Below are 16,037 nucleotides of genomic sequence, written 5' to 3' on the forward strand. Positions count from 1 at the left end.
GCCCCCCCCCCGCGACCGCGCGCCCCCGCACCGCCCCCCCCCCCCCCCCACACCTAGTCACCTAGACACCTAGTCGCCTATCCACGGGCCATGCGCCTGACCGCGAGTTCGGCCAGCAGCGCCACGCCGTCCGCCAGGACGCTGTCGTCGAACGCCGCCCGCGGGGAGTGGTTGGAGGCCGCCTCGTCCGGGTCGTCCTGGATGGTCGCGCCGTAGAACATGTAGCTGCCCGGCACGTTCTCGAGCACCCGCGAAAAGTCCTCCGAACCCATCACCGGGTTCGGCATCTCCGTGTACCGCTCGGCCCCGAACAGGTCCTTCACCGTGGCCGCCACGAACGCCGCCTCGTCCGCGTCGTTCACCGTCGCCGGGTACTCCCGGTCGAACCGGACCTCAGCCGTCAGGCCGTGCGCCGTCGCGATGTCCTCGGCGAGTTTCACCGACTCCTTCTCGACCTGGTCGAGCGCCTCCGGCGAGAAGGTCCGCACCGTCGCCTCGAGCTCGGCCCTGTCGGGGATGATGTTGTGCCGCGTCCCGGCGTGGAACGTCCCGACCGTGATCACGATCGGCTCGAACGTCGAGAACCGGCGCGTCACGAGCGTCTGCAGCGCGGTGACGATCGCCGCCGCCACCGGGATCGGGTCGAGCGTCGCCTGCGGGCGCGAACCGTGCCCGCCCTTGCCGACCACGGTCACGAACAGCCCCGAGGACGCGGCCATCATCGGCCCCGGCTTCGTCGTGAACACCCCGCGCGGCACCATGTCCGAGATGACGTGCAGCCCGTACGCGGCATCGGCCTTGCGGCCCGCCGCCTCCAGGACGCCCTCGGCGATCATGTGGCCCGCGCCGTCGTGGCCCTCCTCGCCCGGCTGGAACATGAACACCACGTCCCCGGCCAGCTCGGCCTGATGCGCCGACAGCAGTTTCGCGGCCCCCACGAGCCCGGCTGTGTGCAGGTCGTGGCCGCACGCGTGCATCGTGCCCACGTGCTCCGACGTGAAGTCCACGCCCGTCTCCTCGGTGACCGGCAGGGCGTCCATGTCGCCGCGCAGCAGCACCACCGGGCCCGGCTTCCCGCCGCGCAGCACCGCGGTGACGGCCGTCGAGCTCTGCCCGAGGGTGATCTCCAGCGGCAGGCCCTCCAGCGCCGCGAGGACGGCCGCCTGCGTCTTCGGAAGGTCGAGTCCGACCTCGGGGATCCTGTGGAGTTCGCGGCGCAGCGCGATCAGCTCGGGCGCGATCGCTGCGGCCTCTTCCCGAAAGTCCATCTGTACTCCTGGGGCGTATTGGGTTCTCGTCGACTAGCCGTGCGGCAAGTCGTTCAGATGAACGCAATACTGCCATGTCGGCCCGATGCGCGCACAGGCCTTTTGCGCGGCCGATTTCCCCGTTCCCGTCCCGCGCGGCGGCCGAGTGGGCTAGACCTTGCGCAGGGGCCGCACCGACCGAGGAGCCGACATGGAAACCCAGATCCGACCGCTCAAGTACCTCGTCATGGCCGGATCCGGCCGGGCCGGCTCGGTCAACCGGCGGCTCGCCGACCGGGCCGCCAGAGTGGTCTCCGACCGCGGCGGGATCGTGGACGCCGCCCTGATCACCGACTTCGCCGTACCGGTCTACGACGGCGACCTCGAAGGGGGCGATGGCATCCCGGACGGCGCCGAGGAGTTCCGTCGGCGACTGCAGTTCAACGACGCGTTCATCCTCGCCAGCCCCGAGTACAACGCGTCCCTGCCCGGGTCGGTGAAGAACCTCATCGACTGGACCTCCCGGATCCACCCGCAGCCGTTCCACGAGAAGCAGGTCCTCGTCATGTCGGCTTCGCCGTCGATGGCGGGCGGCAACCGGGGCCTGTGGGCGCTGCGGATCCCGTTGGAGCACTTGGGGGCCCGCGTCTACCCCGACATGTTCTCGCTCGCGCAGGCCCACGACGCCTTCACCGCCGACGGGGACCTCGCGGACGACCCGCTCCGCAAACGCCTGGCCGACAACGTCGCCGCGTTCATGGACCTGGTCGAGGCCGCCACCCACTATCCGTGCATCCGGCACGCCTGGGTCGAGTTCCTCGGCGAGCGGCCCGACCCGGTCATCGACCGCGTGGAAATGACCTGAGCCGGAACGCACTCGGACGCGCGGAACGGCACCGCCGAGCGACGGCGCCGTTCCGCTTGCGTCCCTTAGAAGACCGGGGTGCCCTCGCGGGTCAGCACCCAGTCGACCGACGCGAAGTCGGCGGGGTCGAGGCGGTTCTTCGCGGTCACCCACTCGATGATCCGGGTGCGGATCTCGATCGACTCGCTCCAGACCTCGGTCGCGGCGGCGACGTGCGGGAAGTTCCCGCCGCCGTTGGCCCGGTAGTTGTTGACCGCCAGCACGAACCGCTGGTCGTCGGCCAGGGCCGCGCCCTGGTACCGGAGGTTCGCGATGCGCGAGCCGACCGGCTGCGCGATGTCGATCTCGTAGGCCAGCCCGGAGACGTAGTCGTAGTTGTAGTCGGGGCGGCCGCCCGCGCCCGTGATGTTGTCGGTCTTCGCGGCCGCGTCGACGATGACCTCGGCGCCCGCCGGGGTCTGCACGAAGTACTCCGCCGAGTACTCGAGGTACGCCCGGATCTGCGCGCCGGTCATCAGCTTCGCCACGAGCGTGTTGTCGTAGATGTACAGGCTCGAGAGGTCCTTGATCTTGACGTTCTCGGCCGGGAGCTCCGCCGTCCGCGAGAACGGCGAGGCCTGCGCGATCACCGGCAGGTCCGCGTACTCGGTGCCCGCGAGCGCGGTCGTGACCGTGTCGACCTGGACCTTCGCGATGAGGTCGATGATCGGCTCGTCCTTGTAGCGGGCCTCGGCGGTGGTCAGGAGGACCACCGCCTCCTCGGCGACCACCTGGTTGACGTAGGTGACGACCTCGTTGTGCTCGTCGGAGAGGATCGCGCCGATCTCCTCGTCCTCGGCGGCGGTGTTGGAGTTGAGGACGGAGGCCGCGACGGACTCGACTTTCCACTTCCCGCGCTCGAGGACCAGGTCGAAGTCGAAGAGGGTGAGGCGCTGGCCGTAGCAGAGCGGCTCGGAGAGCACGACTTCGCGGCCGTCCGGTCCGGCGACGCGGGATTCGGGGACCTCGATGTGGGCGTGGCCGACGAGGATCGCGTCGATGCCGGGGACCTGCTGGGCGACGAGCGCGGAGGCGTTCTCGATGCCGAGGCCGGTGGAGGTGTCGTACGCGGACTTGCCGGAGGTGCCGGAGTGGGCGGAGACGATGACGACGTCGACGCCCTGCGCCTTGAGCTTGGGCACCCAGTGGGCGGCGGTGGACTCCAGGCTCGGGAACTCGAGCACGCCTTCTACATAGGCCTTGTCCCAGATGGTCACGCCGGGGGTGCAGAGGCCGAGGACGGCGACCTTGACGTCTTTGCCGCAGGGCGTGCGCAGGCGCTGGATGTGGTAGGGCGGGAAGGCGGGTTCGCCGGTGGCGGTGTCGACGACGTTGGCGCCGAGCAGCGGGAACTCGCATTGGGAGTCGAACTTGGCGAGGGTGTCGAGGCCGTAGTTGAACTCGTGGTTGCCGAGGGCCGCGGCGTCGTAGTGCATGGCGTTCATGGCCTGGGCCATGGGGTGGACGGGGCCGGCGTCGGCGACGATCGGGTCGACGCGCGCGTAGTAGTAGGCGAGGGGCGTGCCCTGGATGGTGTCGCCCGCGTCGATGAGGATGGTGTTCTTCGCGCCGCGCTCCTCGCGGACCTGCTTGACGAGGGTGGCGACGCGGGCGAGGCCGCGGGTGTTCCCGGCGGCGTCGCTGTAGGCGGCGTCCTTGAAGTAGTCCCAGTTGAAGATGTTGCCGTGGAGGTCGGTCGTGCCCATCACGGTGAAGGAGTAGCGGTGCTGCTGCTTGGCTTCGGCGGGCGAGGCCGCGGCGACGGCAGCGGCCGCCCCCGCGGCGGCCGATGCTCCCAGAAGGGTCCTGCGGTTGACGGTCATGTGGTGCTCCAGTCTGCTGCGCCGAGGGATGCGAGGAAATATGTGAGGAGTATTGCACCTGGCCAGGGAGGTCATCCCATGACCCTATATTGAACGAGCGATGTCGATCCCGAAACGCTTCGGCCGTGAAAGGCACCCCCGTCATTCGACCGGCGCGGGTGCGGCCCGGGTCGAGTAGCATCCGGGGATGATCTGCGTGTTCGGCGCCGGAAGCATCGGCTGCTACGTGGGCGGCAGGCTCGCGGCCGCCGGAGCCGAGGTGGTGTTCGTCGGGCGGCAGCGGATCGCCGACGAGGCGGCGACGCACGGTCTCGCCTTGACCGATCTGCACGGCACGGCGTTGCACGTGGACGCGCCCCGGTTCGAGACGTCTCCCGTCGCCGGTGCCGATCTCGTGCTCGTCACCGTCAAGTCCTCCGGGACGCGGGCGGCGGCGGCAGCCCTTGCGCCGCACCTGGAACCGGGCACCGTCGTCATCAGCTTCCAGAACGGGCTGCGCAACGCGGACGTCCTGCGCGAGCAGCTGCCGCAGGCGACCGTGCTGCCGGGCATGGTCGCGTTCAACGTGGTCCACTCCGGACCCGGCCGCTTCCACCAGGGCACCGCGGGCGACCTCGGCGTCCAAACCCATCCCGCGCTCGACGCGTTCGGGCCCGCATTCGCGAGCGCCGGACTCACGCTCGCCCGTGAAACCGACCTGCGCGGAGTTCAGGCCGCGAAACTCCTGCTCAACCTCAACAACGCCGTCAACGCGCTCTCCGGGCTGCCGCTCAAGACCGAGCTGTCGCAGCGCGCCTACCGCCGCTGCCTCGCGCTCGCCCAACGCGAAGCCCTCGCCGCGTACAAGGCCGCCGGACTGCGCCCCACCGCCACCGCCGGGCTCGACCCGCGCCTGCTTCCCGCCCTGCTCGGCCTGCCCGACGCGCTGTTCACCCGCACCGCCGCGAAGATGCTCGCCATGGACCCGCTCGCCCGATCCTCCACTTGGGAGGACCTCGAAGCCGGACGCCCAACCGAAGTGGACTACCTGAACGGCGAGATCGTCTCCCTCGCGGCCGAACACGGCCTCACCGCGCACGTCAACGAACACCTCACCGCGCTCGTGCACGCCGCCGAGGACGGCGGGCGCCGCGACTGGACCGGCCCCGAACTCCTCGCCGAACTGCGCCGCACCTGAACCCGCGCCGCGCCCCGTTCAGTATCGGGACACCATCGGTTCACTCTCGTTGACTAGCTTGACAATCGCACCACCAGGCTCAGCAACGGCGAAGGAAGACGATGCGCACCCCCGAAGAGATCATGCAGGACCTGGAGCACCGCGTGGCCGTGATCCAGGAGCAGGCCGGCCGCGCCGAGCAGGCGCTGGCCGCATCGGAGACGACGCTCGCCAGCGACGAAGGCGCCGTCACGGTCACGGTGAACGCGGGCGGCGCGCTCACCGGCCTCCGCTTCTCCAACGAGGCCAAGCACATGTCCGGCACCGGACTCGCCGCACTCGTGCTCGACACGTACCGGCGGGCCGTCGAGGCGTCCGGTCAGAAGACCGCCGCGATCATGTCCGATCTGCTCGGCGGCGACCAGGAGGCCATGGGCCTCCTCCAGTCGTTCACCGCGCCGAAGACGGAGGACTGATGGTCCAGGTCGACCCGCAGGCGCTGCGCGACCACGCCGCGCGGCTCGCGAACGGCCCCATGGCGAGGGTCAGGACCGCCGCCGACGCCGCCAACACCGTGCGCCTCGGCGACGAGGACGCGTACGGCATCGTCTTCGCACAGGTCATCCCACCCGTCCTCGACCTGTTCCTCGACGACGCCGGTGCCGCCCTCAACTCCGCCGACGACCTCGGCCTCGGATTCGCGGAAGTCGTCAACGACACCGCGATCCAGCACCTCGCCGCCGACCAGGAGGTCGCGGCCCTCTTCGACGAACTCGGCAAGGAACTGGACGGGCACACCCCATGACCAACCCCCTCATCGAAGGCGAGACCGCGACCTCGGCCCTCCAGGGCACCAAGGTGATCGGCGGCCTCGCCAAGACCGCGACCGCCTACGGCACCGCGTTCACCTCGGAGCCGTTCAGCTTCCTCGACGCCGGGGTCGCCACCGCCACCACCGCGCTCGACGTCCTCTCCTTCGTGGCCAACCCCTTCAAACACCTGCTGCAGGCCGGAGTGGGCTGGCTCTTCGAGCACATCTCGTTCCTGCGTGAACCCCTCGACTGGGTCGCGGGCAACCCGCAGGCGATCGAGGGCCTGGCACTGACCTGGAACAACATCGCGATGGAGATGAGCACCGCCGCGGACGAATGGGCCGCCGAGCTCAAGACGATCGAGGACTGGGACGGCGCGGACGCCACCGCCTACCGGAACGCGGCGGCCGGGTTCGAGCAGGTCCTGCGCTCCAGCGCCGAAGCGGCCGCGACCACCGCGAACGGCGTCAACATCGCCGGCGTGGCCGTGGGCATCCTCCGCACGATCATCCTGGAGCTCATCACCAACTTCATCGCCGAGGCGATCATGTGGGCGCTCAGCGCGCTGGCCACCGCCGGGTTCACCTTCGGCGCGACCCTCGCCGCCGCGATCGCCCGGATCGTCTCGAAGGCCGTGAGCGTCTTCGCGAACATCGTCGGCAAGGTCGGGCAGCTGATGTCGAAGTTCGGGCGCTACATCGCCTCGTTCCGCAGGTTCGGCACCCAGTCGCAAGGCCTGAAGAAGGCCATGGACGCCACCACCGACCAGCTGCTCAAGGGCTCGTCGAAGGCGTTCATGAACGGCGGGCGCCTGACCATGAACGGCGCCGGGAACATGCGCAACGCCTCGCTCGACACCCTCCGCAAGTCCTTCGACCCGCTGAAGAACAACTGGGGCAACCCGATCAACACCCAGAAGGTCCTCAAGTACTCCGCGACCGAGATCAACCGCGGCCGCAACCTCGACGACCGGATGGAGCAGGAGCGGAAGGACAACGGCGGACCTTGATCTGGACCCTCGCCATCCTCGTCAGCCTCGCGGGCGCCCTCTACTTCGGCGTGCGCGCGGCGCGCCGCGAACTCCGCGAGGGCATCGAGGACCTCGAGCGGCACCCGCCCGACCTGACGAAGCTGACCGACGCGCAGCGCGCCGAATACGAGCGGCTCCTCGCCGCGAACCGCCTCGCCCAGGCGGTGGAGGACGCCGAGCGGGCCGCCGCCGAGCGGCTCATGCGCGAGCAGGACGAGCAAGAAGGCCGCTGAGCGCTATGCGTTCCGGACCGGCAGCGTCAACCGGAACCGGCAGCCCCGGTCCGCGTAGAGGAGTTCGACCTCGCCGCCGTGGGCCTGTGCGATCTGCCGCGCGATCGGCAGCCCGAGCCCCGTCCCGGAGGCGTGACCGCGCCAGAACCGTACGAAGACCCGTTCCCGCTCGGCCGCAGGGATACCCGGGCCCTCATCGGTGACGACCACCGCGATCCCTGCCTCCGAACGCCGGACCTCGACGTCGACGGCCGTGCCCTCCGGGGCGTGCTTGACGGCGTTGTGGACCAGGTTCGCGACCGCGCGGTGGACGCTCGGACCGTCGACCGGGGCCTCCGCCGACGCCTCGCCGCGCAGCTCCAGGCGGACCGTACGCGAGGCCGCGAAGGCCGCCGCCTCCTCGAAGACCTCGCGCACCAGCGCCGCGACGTCCGTCGGGCGCCGGTCGATCACGCGGGCCCGCCCGCGCGCGTCCACCAGCAGCTCGCCCACGGCGACCCGCAGCCGCTCGGCCGCGTTCCGGCTGCGCTCCAAACCCTCCCGGTAGAGCGAGAGATCGGGTTCGGGGTGGCGCAGGACCACATCGGCGCCGGTGATCAAGACGGCGAGGGGGGTCCGCAGCTCGTGGCTGGTCTCCTCGACCAGCCGCCGCTGCACCTGCGCCGACCGCTCGAGGCGGTCGAGCATCGCGTCGAACGCGGCGGCGAGCCCGATCGCCTCGGTCGTGCCCTGCGCGCCGCCCACGCGCAGGCTCAAGTCGGAGGCCTCGATCCGTTCGGCCGCTTCGCGAATGCGCTCGAACGGGCGCACCGCCCGGCCCGACCACCACCACGCGAGCGCCCCCGTGACCGGCAGCAGCGCGACCACCGTGAACCACGCCCACCCGGTCGGGTCCACATCGGATGCCGAGACCAGGCGGGTGGTGCCGTCGGGCGCCGTCTCGGTGACCTCGTTCCGGTCGATCGAGGTCACCGCGAAGACGAGCACCACCGGCAGGTAGATCGCGAGGGCCCCGGTGAGCGCGAGCCGGGCGCGCAGCGAGCGCAGCAGCCCGATCACGGCGCCTCCCGCAGGACGTACCCGACACCGGTCACCGTGGAGATCGGCCCGGGTTCGCCCAGCTTGCGGCGCAGGCGACTCAGGATCACCCGCACCGAGGCCGTGAACGGGTCGGCGTTCGCGTCCCAGACGTGCTCGAGCAGTTCCTCGGCGCTCACCGTCCGGCCCGCGCGGTGCATGAGGTACCGCAGCATCGAGAACTCCCTCGGGGTCAGGTCCAGTTCGCCGCCGCCGCGCCAGGCCCGGTGCGCGGCGGTGTCGAGCCGCAGGTCGCCGACCGCGAGCACCGCGTCGTGCGCGTCGGCGCGACGGGCGAGCGCGCGCAGCCTCGCGGCCAGCTCCTGGAAGTCGAACGGCTTGACGAGGTAGTCGTCCGCGCCCGCGTCGAGCCCGGCCACGCGGTCGTCGACGGCGTCGCGGGCGGTGAGCACGAGCAGGCGGCGGGGTCGGCGCAGCGCGGGGTCGGCGCCGAGTCGCCGCAGCAGCTCCAGGCCGTCCCCGTCCGGCAGGCCGAGGTCGAGGCACGCCACGTCGAAGTCGTTGCAGCACAACAGCGCTTCGGCTTCGGCACAGTTCTGGGCGAGGTCCACGGCGTAGGCCTCGTTGCGCAGGCCCAGTGCCAGGACCGGGCCCAGGTCGCGGTCGTCCTCGACCAGCAGGATGCGCACGCCTCCCCTTTCCTACGCGTCGCGGCGGGCTTCGACGGTGCCCGCGGTGCCGTGGGCGGTCATCAGGTCGTCCTCGAAGGACACCCGGACGCCCGCCCCGGCACCGGCGAGATCGGCTTGGCGGTACTCGCCGTCGCCCGTGGGCACCAGCGTAAACGCGGGCGGCTCGACCCCGAGCGAAACGGCGCCCACCCCGCCGTGCTCCTCCAGCGTGTACCAGCCGAGCACGCCGTCGCCCGCGGTGCGGATGCGCACGTAGGTGTGCAGTTCGCCGCCCTCGATCGCGCCGAGGTCGGCTTCGATCGCCTCGCGTTCGTCGCGGCCCGCGTCGGTCCCGCCGTTCAGGAGCGCGAGCACGTCGGCTTCGTGGGCGGCGACGTCGTCGGCGCTGAACTCGCTGGAGGAGAACAGGGCCGCCGCCGCGTCGGCGCCGTCGGCCGCGACCTCGAGGCCGTCCTCCGTGGCGGTGACGTGGAATGTCGATCCGGACTCGATCGTGTAGACGCCTTCGCGCGCTTGCAGTTCGGCGGGGTCGACCTCGGCGGCGCCCTCAGGGGCGGGGATCGGGTCCCCCGCGATGAACGCCGGGGCGATCGCCTCGACCAGCTCCCCGGCGATGACCGCCTCGGAGTTGGAGGCGGCGGCCAGGGCCGTGCCGGTCTCGGGCAGCCAGGCCGCGACCGCGTTGTGGCCGGTGTCGCCGCCGCCTCCCGAAGCGGTGATGAGCGGTGCGCCGAACACGTCGGGTCCGACCGACACCCATCCGGGGAGCTCCTCGGTGCCGTCGCCGTTGTCGAACCCGGTGCCCAGCAGCAGGTCCACTGCCTCCGGTGCGATGACCTCGCCGGTGAACAGGCCCCTGGTCCAGGCGTGCAGTTCAGCGGCGGTCATCGCCAGGTCGCCGTTCCCGGCGAGCGCCCAGTGCGGACCGGCGAACTCGCCGTTCTGCCGCGAGGGCTGACCGTCGACGACGCCGACCGCGCGCGGCCCCGGCGCGGCCGGCTCGCCGTCCCAGAACCCGCCGATCGGCTCGCCGTCGACCCGCAGGATCTCCTCGGCCAGGTAGCCGCGGTAGTCGCCCGTGGTCTCGTCCACGATGAGCGCCAGCAGCACGTATCCGGCGTTCGAGTACGAGAACTCGGTGCCCGGCTCGAACGCCGGGTTCAATGCGCTGAGTCTCGCGATCGCCTCGTCGCGTTCGAGCGGCCGGTGGTCCTCGCCCAGGACGCCGCCGAGGCCGCTCGTGCGCAGCAGCAGCTGCTCCACTGTGGTGTCGGCGGCCGGGCCCTCGAGGCCGGGCAGGAGCGCGCCCGCGCGGTCCTCGAGGGCGAACGCGCCTTCGTCGGCGAGGCCGATGACCGCGGCGGCGGTGAACGCCTTGCTGATCGAGCCGATCGCGAACACCGTCTCGTCGGTGTTCGGCGTCGACTCGTCCGCCATGCCGAACGCGGCCCGGCAGTCGCCCGCGCCGTCGCCGATCGCCAGCGCGCCGCTGAAACCGGCGTCGGCCCAGCGGCTCAGCGCGCTCGTGAACGCGCTGTCGCAGCCCGCGGTCGCGGTGTCGGTCTCGGGGTCGGCGGTGCAGGCGGCCGCCAGCAGGGCGGCCGCGAGGGCCATGGAGATGCGTCTCATGGGCCGAACGGTAGGGGCCGTGCTGTGAACCGGGTGTAAACGAGCGGTCAGGGGCGGGGGAGGTCGAGGAGGACGACCTCGCAGCGGTAGTGCTGGGAGGCGGTCATGGGGCCGCGGAACCAGAGGAGCGGGGTGCGGGACGGGTCGCCGGGGGCGACGATCGGCCGCAGGTTGTCGACTTCGGAGTTCTCGGTGACGGGTGTCCAGGCCCAGAACCTGCCCGCGGCGGCGGCGCGGCCGTGGAAGATCTCGCGGTGGGGGAGTACCGCGCCGTCGCGGGGGTCGACGGGGGTGGAGATGTAGACCGAGCCGGGGTCGTACGGGTCGATCGCGGCGAGGCCCGTGTAGTCCTCTTCGTGCGGCATCAGGCCGGGCCCGGCCTTCGCGAGTTCGTTGACGGTCCATTCGCCGCCGGGTGCCATGCGGGCGTAGAAGAACCGCAGGTCCGGGGCGGCCCGCCTGCGGTCGAGATCGAGTTCCTCCTCGCCTGCGCGGGCGGTGAGGATCGCGGCGACGCCGCCGTTCGCGGTGGTGCGGATGTCGGTGGTCCAGCAGTGCGAGATCCGCGTGCCGCCCCAGCGGGAACCGGCGGCGAGGACCGTGGTCAGGCCCTCCTGCGAGGGCGCTTCTCCGTTGAGGGCTTTGGGGTCGAGGACGGTGCCGTCGCTGCGGTGGAGCGCGCCGTGCTCGAGGTAGCCGTGGTAGATCGAGTTGTCGAAGTCGCGCGGGTGGTGGTCGGTGGTGACCAGGTGGAGGCGGTCTCCGGCGGCGGCGTAGCGGGTGTAGCCGTTGACGTAGCCGACCTTGGGGCGGGTGAAGAGTTTCCCGGCGTAGGCCCAGGTCTCGCCTTCGTCGTCGGAGACGATCGCGCACTGGTCGTCGTTCACGGCGCGGGCGAAGCAGTAGAGGCGCCCGTCCATGGCGCGCAGGTTCGAGTAGGTGACGCCGCGGCCCTCGGTGTGCGGGCTCCAGTCGAAGCTGCGCTCGGGGCCCCACATGGTGGGGTCGCCCGGTTCGCTGATGCGCCAGCGGGTCAGGTCGTCGGTCTTGTGCTTGGTGTAGACGGCGAGCCAGCGGCCGTCGCTGCGCCTCCACAGGGCGGGAACGTCGTGGTCGTCGGTCTCGAACCGCTCATGGAGCACCGCGATGCGGGAGGCGCCGGTGCGGAGGTCGACGACCGCGAGTTCGACGTTGCCCGAGCGGGCCTCGCCGCCGGGGCCTTCGGCGGCCGCGATGGACCCGACGACGAGCTGCTGCGTCTCGGGGTCGACGAGGGCGCGCTCGTCCTGGAACCAGCACCATGCGCCGTTGTCATTGACGACGTTCGGCTCGGCGAATCGGGGCATGACGGCCTCCTTCGGCTGGTCCGCGCGGCACGGACGCATCGAGGACCGACAGTATCGGAAAGCGGTATCAAGGCCTGGGGCGGCCCCGACCGCACCCAACGGAGTGCCACCAAAGATGCAGGGCCCCAGCCGAACCTCGGCCCCGAGGCCGACGCGCCCGGCCCCGCCGCTCCATACGCTCGGAACATGGACCTCGCACTCGCCGCCTCCCTAGCGGCCCTCGCGCTCATCGACTCGACCAGCTTCGGCACGCTCCTCATCCCGGTCTGGCTGCTCCTCGCCCCCGGCCGGGTGCGGGCCGGGCGGATGCTCGCCTACCTCGCCACCATCGCCGTGTTCTACTTCGCCGTCGGCCTGCTCATCGCCGTCGGCGCCGCCACCTTCATCGACGACATCGGCGCGCTCCTCGACACCCGACCCGCACTGTGGACCCAGCTCGTCCTCGGCATCGGCCTGCTCGTCCTCAGCTTCCGCTTCGACTCCAAGAAGCAGCACGGGGAGGGCGGACGGGTGGCGCGCTGGCGCGAACGGGCGCTCGGCGTCGATGCGGCCGAAGGCGCAGGCGCGACCCGCACCCGCTCCTCGGTGCTGCCGCTCATGGGCCTCGCGCTCGCGGCGGCCACGATCGAGGTCGCCACGATGCTGCCGTACCTGGCCGCGATCGGGCTGGTCACGTCCGCCGGGATCGGGGCGGCCGGGATCACGCTGACGATGGCCGGGTACTGCCTGGTGATGGTGCTGCCCGCACTGGTGCTGCTCGCGGCCCGCCTGGTCGCGCGCGGTGCCGTGGAGCCGCTGCTCAAGCGGATCAACGACTGGATGGTCAAGCACGCCGCCTCCACGACCGGCTGGGTGCTCGGCATCGTCGGCTTCCTCGTGGCCCGCGACGCGGCCTGGCGGCTCGGCCTGTTCGAGCTGCTCCTCAACCGCTAGGAGAGTGCCCCGGCGATCGCTCGCCGGGGCGCTCCGGCGTCAGCAGCCGATCCGCTCGGGGCCGAAGGCGACGTCGTCGTACCAGAGGGTGTCCGCGTCGTTCCCGTAGCTCTCCCAGCCGAGCCGCAGGTCGGCGAGGTCGGGGTTCCAGCCCGGCTTCGCGAGCCACTGCGCGTCCACGTCATGGGTCGGCACGCCGTCCACGGCCAGGCCCTCGACCGCTTCGCCGTCGACCCAGGTGGCGAGGTCGCCGCCGCTGATCCGGAACTCGACGCAGGTCCAGGTCGCGACCGGCAGCGGCCGGCTCAGCGCCACTCCGGCCGGGCTCTGGGCCGGGAGGGTTGCGTCGTCGGACTCGCGGTTCCATTGCAGCGCGCCGTTCTGCCCGCCCAGGCGCAGATCGGTGTTCGCGTCGTTCCGGTCCTGCATGGCGATCATCGTGGTGTGGTTCTGCGGCTGCGCGGTGGTGTGCCGCATGTAGACGCGGAACCATTCGGCGTCGGCCGGGAGGTCGCGCCCGATGAACACGTGGTTGCAGTAGGTCGCGCCGCCCTCGATGCGGATGGAGGTGCCGCCGCTGTTGGCGACCGCCTTGTCCACGGCCGCGGTGCCCGTGCCGGTGCAGTCGGCCGCGCCGACGGTCCACTCGCCGCCGGGGACGGTGCCGGTCTGGTCCTCGAAGTCGTCGCACACGGCCCCGGCCGGGCAGTCGACCGGTCCGGGCGGATCGGTCGTCGGGTCCTCGCTGGGCGTCTCGCTCGGGGTCTCGGTCGGCTGGCTGACGCCGCCGCATTCGATCCCGTTGAGCGAGAACGAAGGCGGCTGCACCGCCCCGCCGGAGACGACCATCCCGAACAGCTCCCGGGACTGGCCCGCGGCGACAGCGGCGTTCCAGCCGACGTCGGAGCCGGTGAACCTCGTCCCCGACTGCTCCCAGTCGACGTTCCAGGCGCTCTGGACCGAGGCGCCGCTCGCCAGGTCGAACGCGATGGTCCAGCCGCTCACGGGCTCGCTCCCGGCCGTGAGCGACACGGCGGCCTGGTGGCCGCCGTTCCAGGAACTCACGACCGTGTAATCGATCCGCTCGCAGGCGTCGGCGTGCGCCGGGCTCGCCGCGACCACCGCGATCGTTCCCGCGGCGAGCGCCCCGCAGGCGGCGACGACGGCCAAGAGCCGCCGAGTTCGCATGACAGGCATGCACTGTCCTCCTCTGGTCGGGTCCGCTCCACCCCAACCCGACGGCGGACTTGCACCTGTATATCGACTTTCATGAATATATACCCGAATCGGGCGATCGAGAAGGGCCGCGGAGTGATCAGGAATCGAGAAGCACCGGGGGCCCTCCCGGAAATATCGTTGTGGACATGAGCAAGAGCAGCAGTTTTGAACACAGCGCAGCCACTAAGGAGCCGACCGTGAACGCCATCCAGACCGTCACCCTCGAAGTCGACGACACCGCCGCCGCCGAGGCCTTCTACGCCGCGGCCTTCGACCTCGGCGAGGACTCCTGGCTGCGCGTGCGGCCCGCCAAGGACCCGAGCAGCGGCTTCCGCGGCTTCGCGATCTCCCTCGTCGTCACCCGGCCCGGCACCGTCGACAGCTTCGCCGAGACCGCGATCGCCGCCGGGGCCACCGCGATCAAGGCCCCCGAGAAGAGCCTGTGGGGCTACGGCTGCGTCCTCCAGGACCCCTACGGCAACATCTGGAAGATCGCCACCTCCCAGAAGAAGCACACCGGCCCGGCCGCCCGCGAGGTCGACTCGGTCAACGTCGGCATCGGCGTCGCGGACGTCGCCGCCGCCAAGCAGTTCTACACCGATCACGGCCTCAAGGTCGCCAAGAGCTTCGGCCGCAAATACGTCGAGTTCGAGGCCCCCGACGAGGCCGTGTCCCTCTCGCTCTACAGCCGCAAGTTCGCCGCCAAGACCTCGTTCGTCTCCCCCGAGGGCTCGGGGTCGCACCGCATCGTCTTCGGCAGCCCCGCGGGGACCTTCACGGACGCCGACGGCTTCGAATGGGAAGCCGCTTAGGGCCGCAAGCGGAACGGCGCGGGCGCCCGGCCCGCGCCGCGGCGGCGGTGACGTATGCGGCAACACCGTATGCTTCGGGCAAATCGGTGATCTCCGGCTGTTAGCGTGGCCCGAAATCACGCGAACGGAGAACCAATGACGGCACGACGAACCCTCGCCGCCCTCGCCATCGGCGCGCTCCTGGCGCTCAGCGCCTGCAGTGAAGACGGCGGCCTCGAAGTCCCCACCGACTCGCCCAGCCTCCCCGACTGGGAGTCCTCCCTCGACGAACTCGCCTCCGAGCTCCCCGCCGATCTCGCCACCGACCTGTGGGAGGTCGTCCCCGACGCCTCGCCCGAGGAGATCCTCCACAACGCCCAGGAGATCTGCGGCCAGGTCGCGGCCAACGCCGACGAGGAGCAGCTCGCCCGCGACGCCGCCGAGCTCTTCGGCGTCGAGGAGGCCGAGGGCCCCACCATCGTCGAGACGGTGAAGCCGTACTGCGACGTGGTCGGCTAGCCGCTCATTCCAGAAGGCACAGTGCCGGGGCGCACTGTGCCTTCCCGCTGAATCAGCTCGGACATATGTGCCTGAAAACGATTCAAAGTCCGATTTCTGGGTCTCTGGTGAGGAAGCACCCACCCGTCTCGTCGAAACGAGCGGTCCGGGCTTTGCGGGAACCCCGTGCCGGGCGGCTACCGTTGAAGAATGACCTACAGCTATCTCTCGAGCGACGATGCCACGGCCGTCCTCGAGTCCAAGTATCCCAAGGCGCAGCGTCTCGCCGCGCTCTCGGACATGCTCGATGCCGAACTGCTGTGGGACCACGATGCCCGTACGTTCGTGTACGCCGTCGACTGCTGGATCGAGGGCACCGGTTACGGCACGCGCCTCCACACCTGCGCGGTCTGGAACGTCACCGCGGACAAGGACCTGGCCTTCGGCTTCTCGCGCGCGTCCAAGAACGCCGACCCCGAGCTCGTGTCGGCCGCCGCCAACGAGATCCTCGACATGGTCGCCGCCGGGGTCGCCGCCGCCGACGACGCCGCCGCCTCGGTCGCGATCACCGCGGTCCTCCACAGCGGCCTGGCCGAATCGCCGTCCCGCAAGCCCATGTTCGCCGCGCTCCGCGCGCAGCAGGCCGCCCGCACGCCCGCGGCCTGACCACCGACGCAGCGGGCCGTC

Annotated in this window: 17 protein-coding genes; 10 read left to right on the forward strand and 7 right to left on the reverse strand. The window is 71.1% G+C overall.

From position 1 onward, the window contains the following. Nucleotides 1-77: 77 nt before the first annotated feature. On the reverse strand, nucleotides 78-1,268 hold the full coding sequence (locus tag O1R50_RS01780; protein ID WP_270108122.1) for a M20 metallopeptidase family protein: 1,191 nt from the start codon (nucleotides 1,266-1,268) through the stop codon (nucleotides 78-80). 190 nt (nucleotides 1,269-1,458) lie between these two features. On the opposite strand from O1R50_RS01780, the gene O1R50_RS01785 reads away from it, so the two are divergent. Further along, nucleotides 1,459-2,112, forward strand: coding sequence for an NADPH-dependent FMN reductase (locus O1R50_RS01785; RefSeq protein WP_270108123.1), 654 nt, complete (start codon nucleotides 1,459-1,461; stop codon nucleotides 2,110-2,112). A 65-nt stretch (nucleotides 2,113-2,177) separates the two neighbouring features. On the opposite strand, the gene O1R50_RS01790 is transcribed toward O1R50_RS01785, so the two are convergent. Next, on the reverse strand, nucleotides 2,178-3,974 hold the full coding sequence (locus O1R50_RS01790) for a bifunctional metallophosphatase/5'-nucleotidase (protein WP_270108124.1): 1,797 nt from the start codon (nucleotides 3,972-3,974) through the stop codon (nucleotides 2,178-2,180). A 187-nt stretch (nucleotides 3,975-4,161) separates the two neighbouring features. Here O1R50_RS01790 and O1R50_RS01795 point away from each other — a divergent pair, with 187 nt between their 5' ends. The 5 genes from O1R50_RS01795 to O1R50_RS01815 all read left to right on the forward strand — a co-directional run bounded on the left by O1R50_RS01795 (nucleotide 4,162) and on the right by O1R50_RS01815 (nucleotide 7,205). After that, nucleotides 4,162-5,151, forward strand: a complete 990-nt coding sequence (locus O1R50_RS01795; protein ID WP_270108125.1) for a 2-dehydropantoate 2-reductase — start codon at nucleotides 4,162-4,164, stop codon at nucleotides 5,149-5,151. Between the two features lie 101 nt (nucleotides 5,152-5,252). Beyond that, the gene (locus O1R50_RS01800; protein ID WP_270108126.1) at nucleotides 5,253-5,606 is read left to right on the forward strand and encodes a YbaB/EbfC family nucleoid-associated protein; all 354 of its coding nucleotides are present in this window, start codon (nucleotides 5,253-5,255) and stop codon (nucleotides 5,604-5,606) included. Beyond that, nucleotides 5,606-5,935 (forward strand): hypothetical protein, encoded by a 330-nt coding sequence (locus O1R50_RS01805; protein WP_270108127.1) that lies wholly within the window; start codon nucleotides 5,606-5,608, stop codon nucleotides 5,933-5,935. The genes O1R50_RS01800 and O1R50_RS01805 overlap by 1 nt, the downstream gene beginning before the upstream one ends. Further along, nucleotides 5,932-6,951 carry a WXG100-like domain-containing protein gene (locus tag O1R50_RS01810; RefSeq protein ID WP_270108128.1) on the forward strand — a complete coding sequence of 340 codons (1,020 nt, stop codon included), beginning with the start codon at nucleotides 5,932-5,934 and terminating at the stop codon, nucleotides 6,949-6,951. The genes O1R50_RS01805 and O1R50_RS01810 overlap by 4 nt, the downstream gene beginning before the upstream one ends. Beyond that, on the forward strand, nucleotides 6,948-7,205 hold the full coding sequence (locus tag O1R50_RS01815; RefSeq protein WP_270108129.1) for a hypothetical protein: 258 nt from the start codon (nucleotides 6,948-6,950) through the stop codon (nucleotides 7,203-7,205). The genes O1R50_RS01810 and O1R50_RS01815 overlap by 4 nt, the downstream gene beginning before the upstream one ends. 3 nt (nucleotides 7,206-7,208) lie before the next feature. Here the strand turns inward: O1R50_RS01815 and O1R50_RS01820 are convergent, their stop codons facing one another. The 4 genes from O1R50_RS01820 to O1R50_RS01835 are packed head-to-tail and all read right to left on the reverse strand — an operon-like array spanning nucleotide 7,209 to nucleotide 11,910. Continuing rightward, entirely contained in the window at nucleotides 7,209-8,264 is a 1,056-nt protein-coding gene (locus O1R50_RS01820) for a HAMP domain-containing sensor histidine kinase (RefSeq protein WP_270108130.1), read from the reverse strand. Beyond that, on the reverse strand, nucleotides 8,261-8,932 hold the full coding sequence (locus O1R50_RS01825) for a winged helix-turn-helix domain-containing protein (RefSeq protein WP_270108131.1): 672 nt from the start codon (nucleotides 8,930-8,932) through the stop codon (nucleotides 8,261-8,263). Before O1R50_RS01825 ends, O1R50_RS01820 begins: the two co-directional genes overlap by 4 nt. A 12-nt stretch (nucleotides 8,933-8,944) precedes the next feature. Continuing rightward, nucleotides 8,945-10,564 (reverse strand): serine hydrolase domain-containing protein, encoded by a 1,620-nt coding sequence (locus O1R50_RS01830; RefSeq protein ID WP_270108132.1) that lies wholly within the window; start codon nucleotides 10,562-10,564, stop codon nucleotides 8,945-8,947. Nucleotides 10,565-10,611: 47 nt separating this feature from the next. Continuing rightward, nucleotides 10,612-11,910 (reverse strand): BNR-4 repeat-containing protein, encoded by a 1,299-nt coding sequence (locus tag O1R50_RS01835; RefSeq protein ID WP_270108133.1) that lies wholly within the window; start codon nucleotides 11,908-11,910, stop codon nucleotides 10,612-10,614. A gap of 186 nt (nucleotides 11,911-12,096) precedes the next feature. Between O1R50_RS01835 and O1R50_RS01840 the strand changes: the two genes are divergently transcribed. After that, the gene (locus O1R50_RS01840) at nucleotides 12,097-12,843 is read left to right on the forward strand and encodes a GAP family protein (protein WP_270108134.1); all 747 of its coding nucleotides are present in this window, start codon (nucleotides 12,097-12,099) and stop codon (nucleotides 12,841-12,843) included. A 39-nt stretch (nucleotides 12,844-12,882) separates the two neighbouring features. Here the strand turns inward: O1R50_RS01840 and O1R50_RS01845 are convergent, their stop codons facing one another. Then, nucleotides 12,883-14,040 (reverse strand): cellulose binding domain-containing protein, encoded by a 1,158-nt coding sequence (locus O1R50_RS01845; protein WP_270108135.1) that lies wholly within the window; start codon nucleotides 14,038-14,040, stop codon nucleotides 12,883-12,885. Nucleotides 14,041-14,258: 218 nt separating this feature from the next. On the opposite strand from O1R50_RS01845, the gene O1R50_RS01850 reads away from it, so the two are divergent. The 3 genes from O1R50_RS01850 to O1R50_RS01860 all read left to right on the forward strand — a co-directional run bounded on the left by O1R50_RS01850 (nucleotide 14,259) and on the right by O1R50_RS01860 (nucleotide 16,016). Then, the gene (locus O1R50_RS01850) at nucleotides 14,259-14,873 is read left to right on the forward strand and encodes a glyoxalase (RefSeq protein WP_270108136.1); all 615 of its coding nucleotides are present in this window, start codon (nucleotides 14,259-14,261) and stop codon (nucleotides 14,871-14,873) included. Between the two features lie 135 nt (nucleotides 14,874-15,008). After that, the gene (locus tag O1R50_RS01855) at nucleotides 15,009-15,371 is read left to right on the forward strand and encodes a hypothetical protein (RefSeq protein WP_270108137.1); all 363 of its coding nucleotides are present in this window, start codon (nucleotides 15,009-15,011) and stop codon (nucleotides 15,369-15,371) included. Between the two features lie 189 nt (nucleotides 15,372-15,560). Continuing rightward, nucleotides 15,561-16,016, forward strand: a complete 456-nt coding sequence (locus O1R50_RS01860) for a hypothetical protein (RefSeq protein ID WP_270108138.1) — start codon at nucleotides 15,561-15,563, stop codon at nucleotides 16,014-16,016. Nucleotides 16,017-16,037 lie beyond the last annotated feature (21 nt).

The organism is Glycomyces luteolus, from assembly GCF_027622875.1.
Classification (GTDB): Bacteria; Actinomycetota; Actinomycetes; order Mycobacteriales; family Micromonosporaceae; genus Glycomyces; species Glycomyces luteolus.

Excerpts from the sequence above, each read along its gene's own strand:
- O1R50_RS01780 (WP_270108122.1), bottom strand. The coding sequence starts at position 1,268 with ATGGACTTTCGGGAAGAGGCCGCAGCGATCGCGCCCGAGCTGATCGCG.
- O1R50_RS01785 (WP_270108123.1), top strand. The coding sequence starts at position 1,459 with ATGGAAACCCAGATCCGACCGCTCAAGTACCTCGTCATGGCCGGATCC.
- O1R50_RS01790 (WP_270108124.1), bottom strand. The coding sequence starts at position 3,974 with ATGACCGTCAACCGCAGGACCCTTCTGGGAGCATCGGCCGCCGCGGGG.
- O1R50_RS01795 (WP_270108125.1), top strand. The coding sequence starts at position 4,162 with ATGATCTGCGTGTTCGGCGCCGGAAGCATCGGCTGCTACGTGGGCGGC.
- O1R50_RS01800 (WP_270108126.1), top strand. The coding sequence starts at position 5,253 with ATGCGCACCCCCGAAGAGATCATGCAGGACCTGGAGCACCGCGTGGCC.
- O1R50_RS01805 (WP_270108127.1), top strand. The coding sequence starts at position 5,606 with ATGGTCCAGGTCGACCCGCAGGCGCTGCGCGACCACGCCGCGCGGCTC.
- O1R50_RS01810 (WP_270108128.1), top strand. The coding sequence starts at position 5,932 with ATGACCAACCCCCTCATCGAAGGCGAGACCGCGACCTCGGCCCTCCAG.
- O1R50_RS01830 (WP_270108132.1), bottom strand. The coding sequence starts at position 10,564 with ATGAGACGCATCTCCATGGCCCTCGCGGCCGCCCTGCTGGCGGCCGCC.
- O1R50_RS01835 (WP_270108133.1), bottom strand. The coding sequence starts at position 11,910 with ATGCCCCGATTCGCCGAGCCGAACGTCGTCAATGACAACGGCGCATGG.
- O1R50_RS01840 (WP_270108134.1), top strand. The coding sequence starts at position 12,097 with ATGGACCTCGCACTCGCCGCCTCCCTAGCGGCCCTCGCGCTCATCGAC.
- O1R50_RS01845 (WP_270108135.1), bottom strand. The coding sequence starts at position 14,040 with ATGCCTGTCATGCGAACTCGGCGGCTCTTGGCCGTCGTCGCCGCCTGC.
- O1R50_RS01855 (WP_270108137.1), top strand. The coding sequence starts at position 15,009 with ATGACGGCACGACGAACCCTCGCCGCCCTCGCCATCGGCGCGCTCCTG.
- O1R50_RS01860 (WP_270108138.1), top strand. The coding sequence starts at position 15,561 with ATGACCTACAGCTATCTCTCGAGCGACGATGCCACGGCCGTCCTCGAG.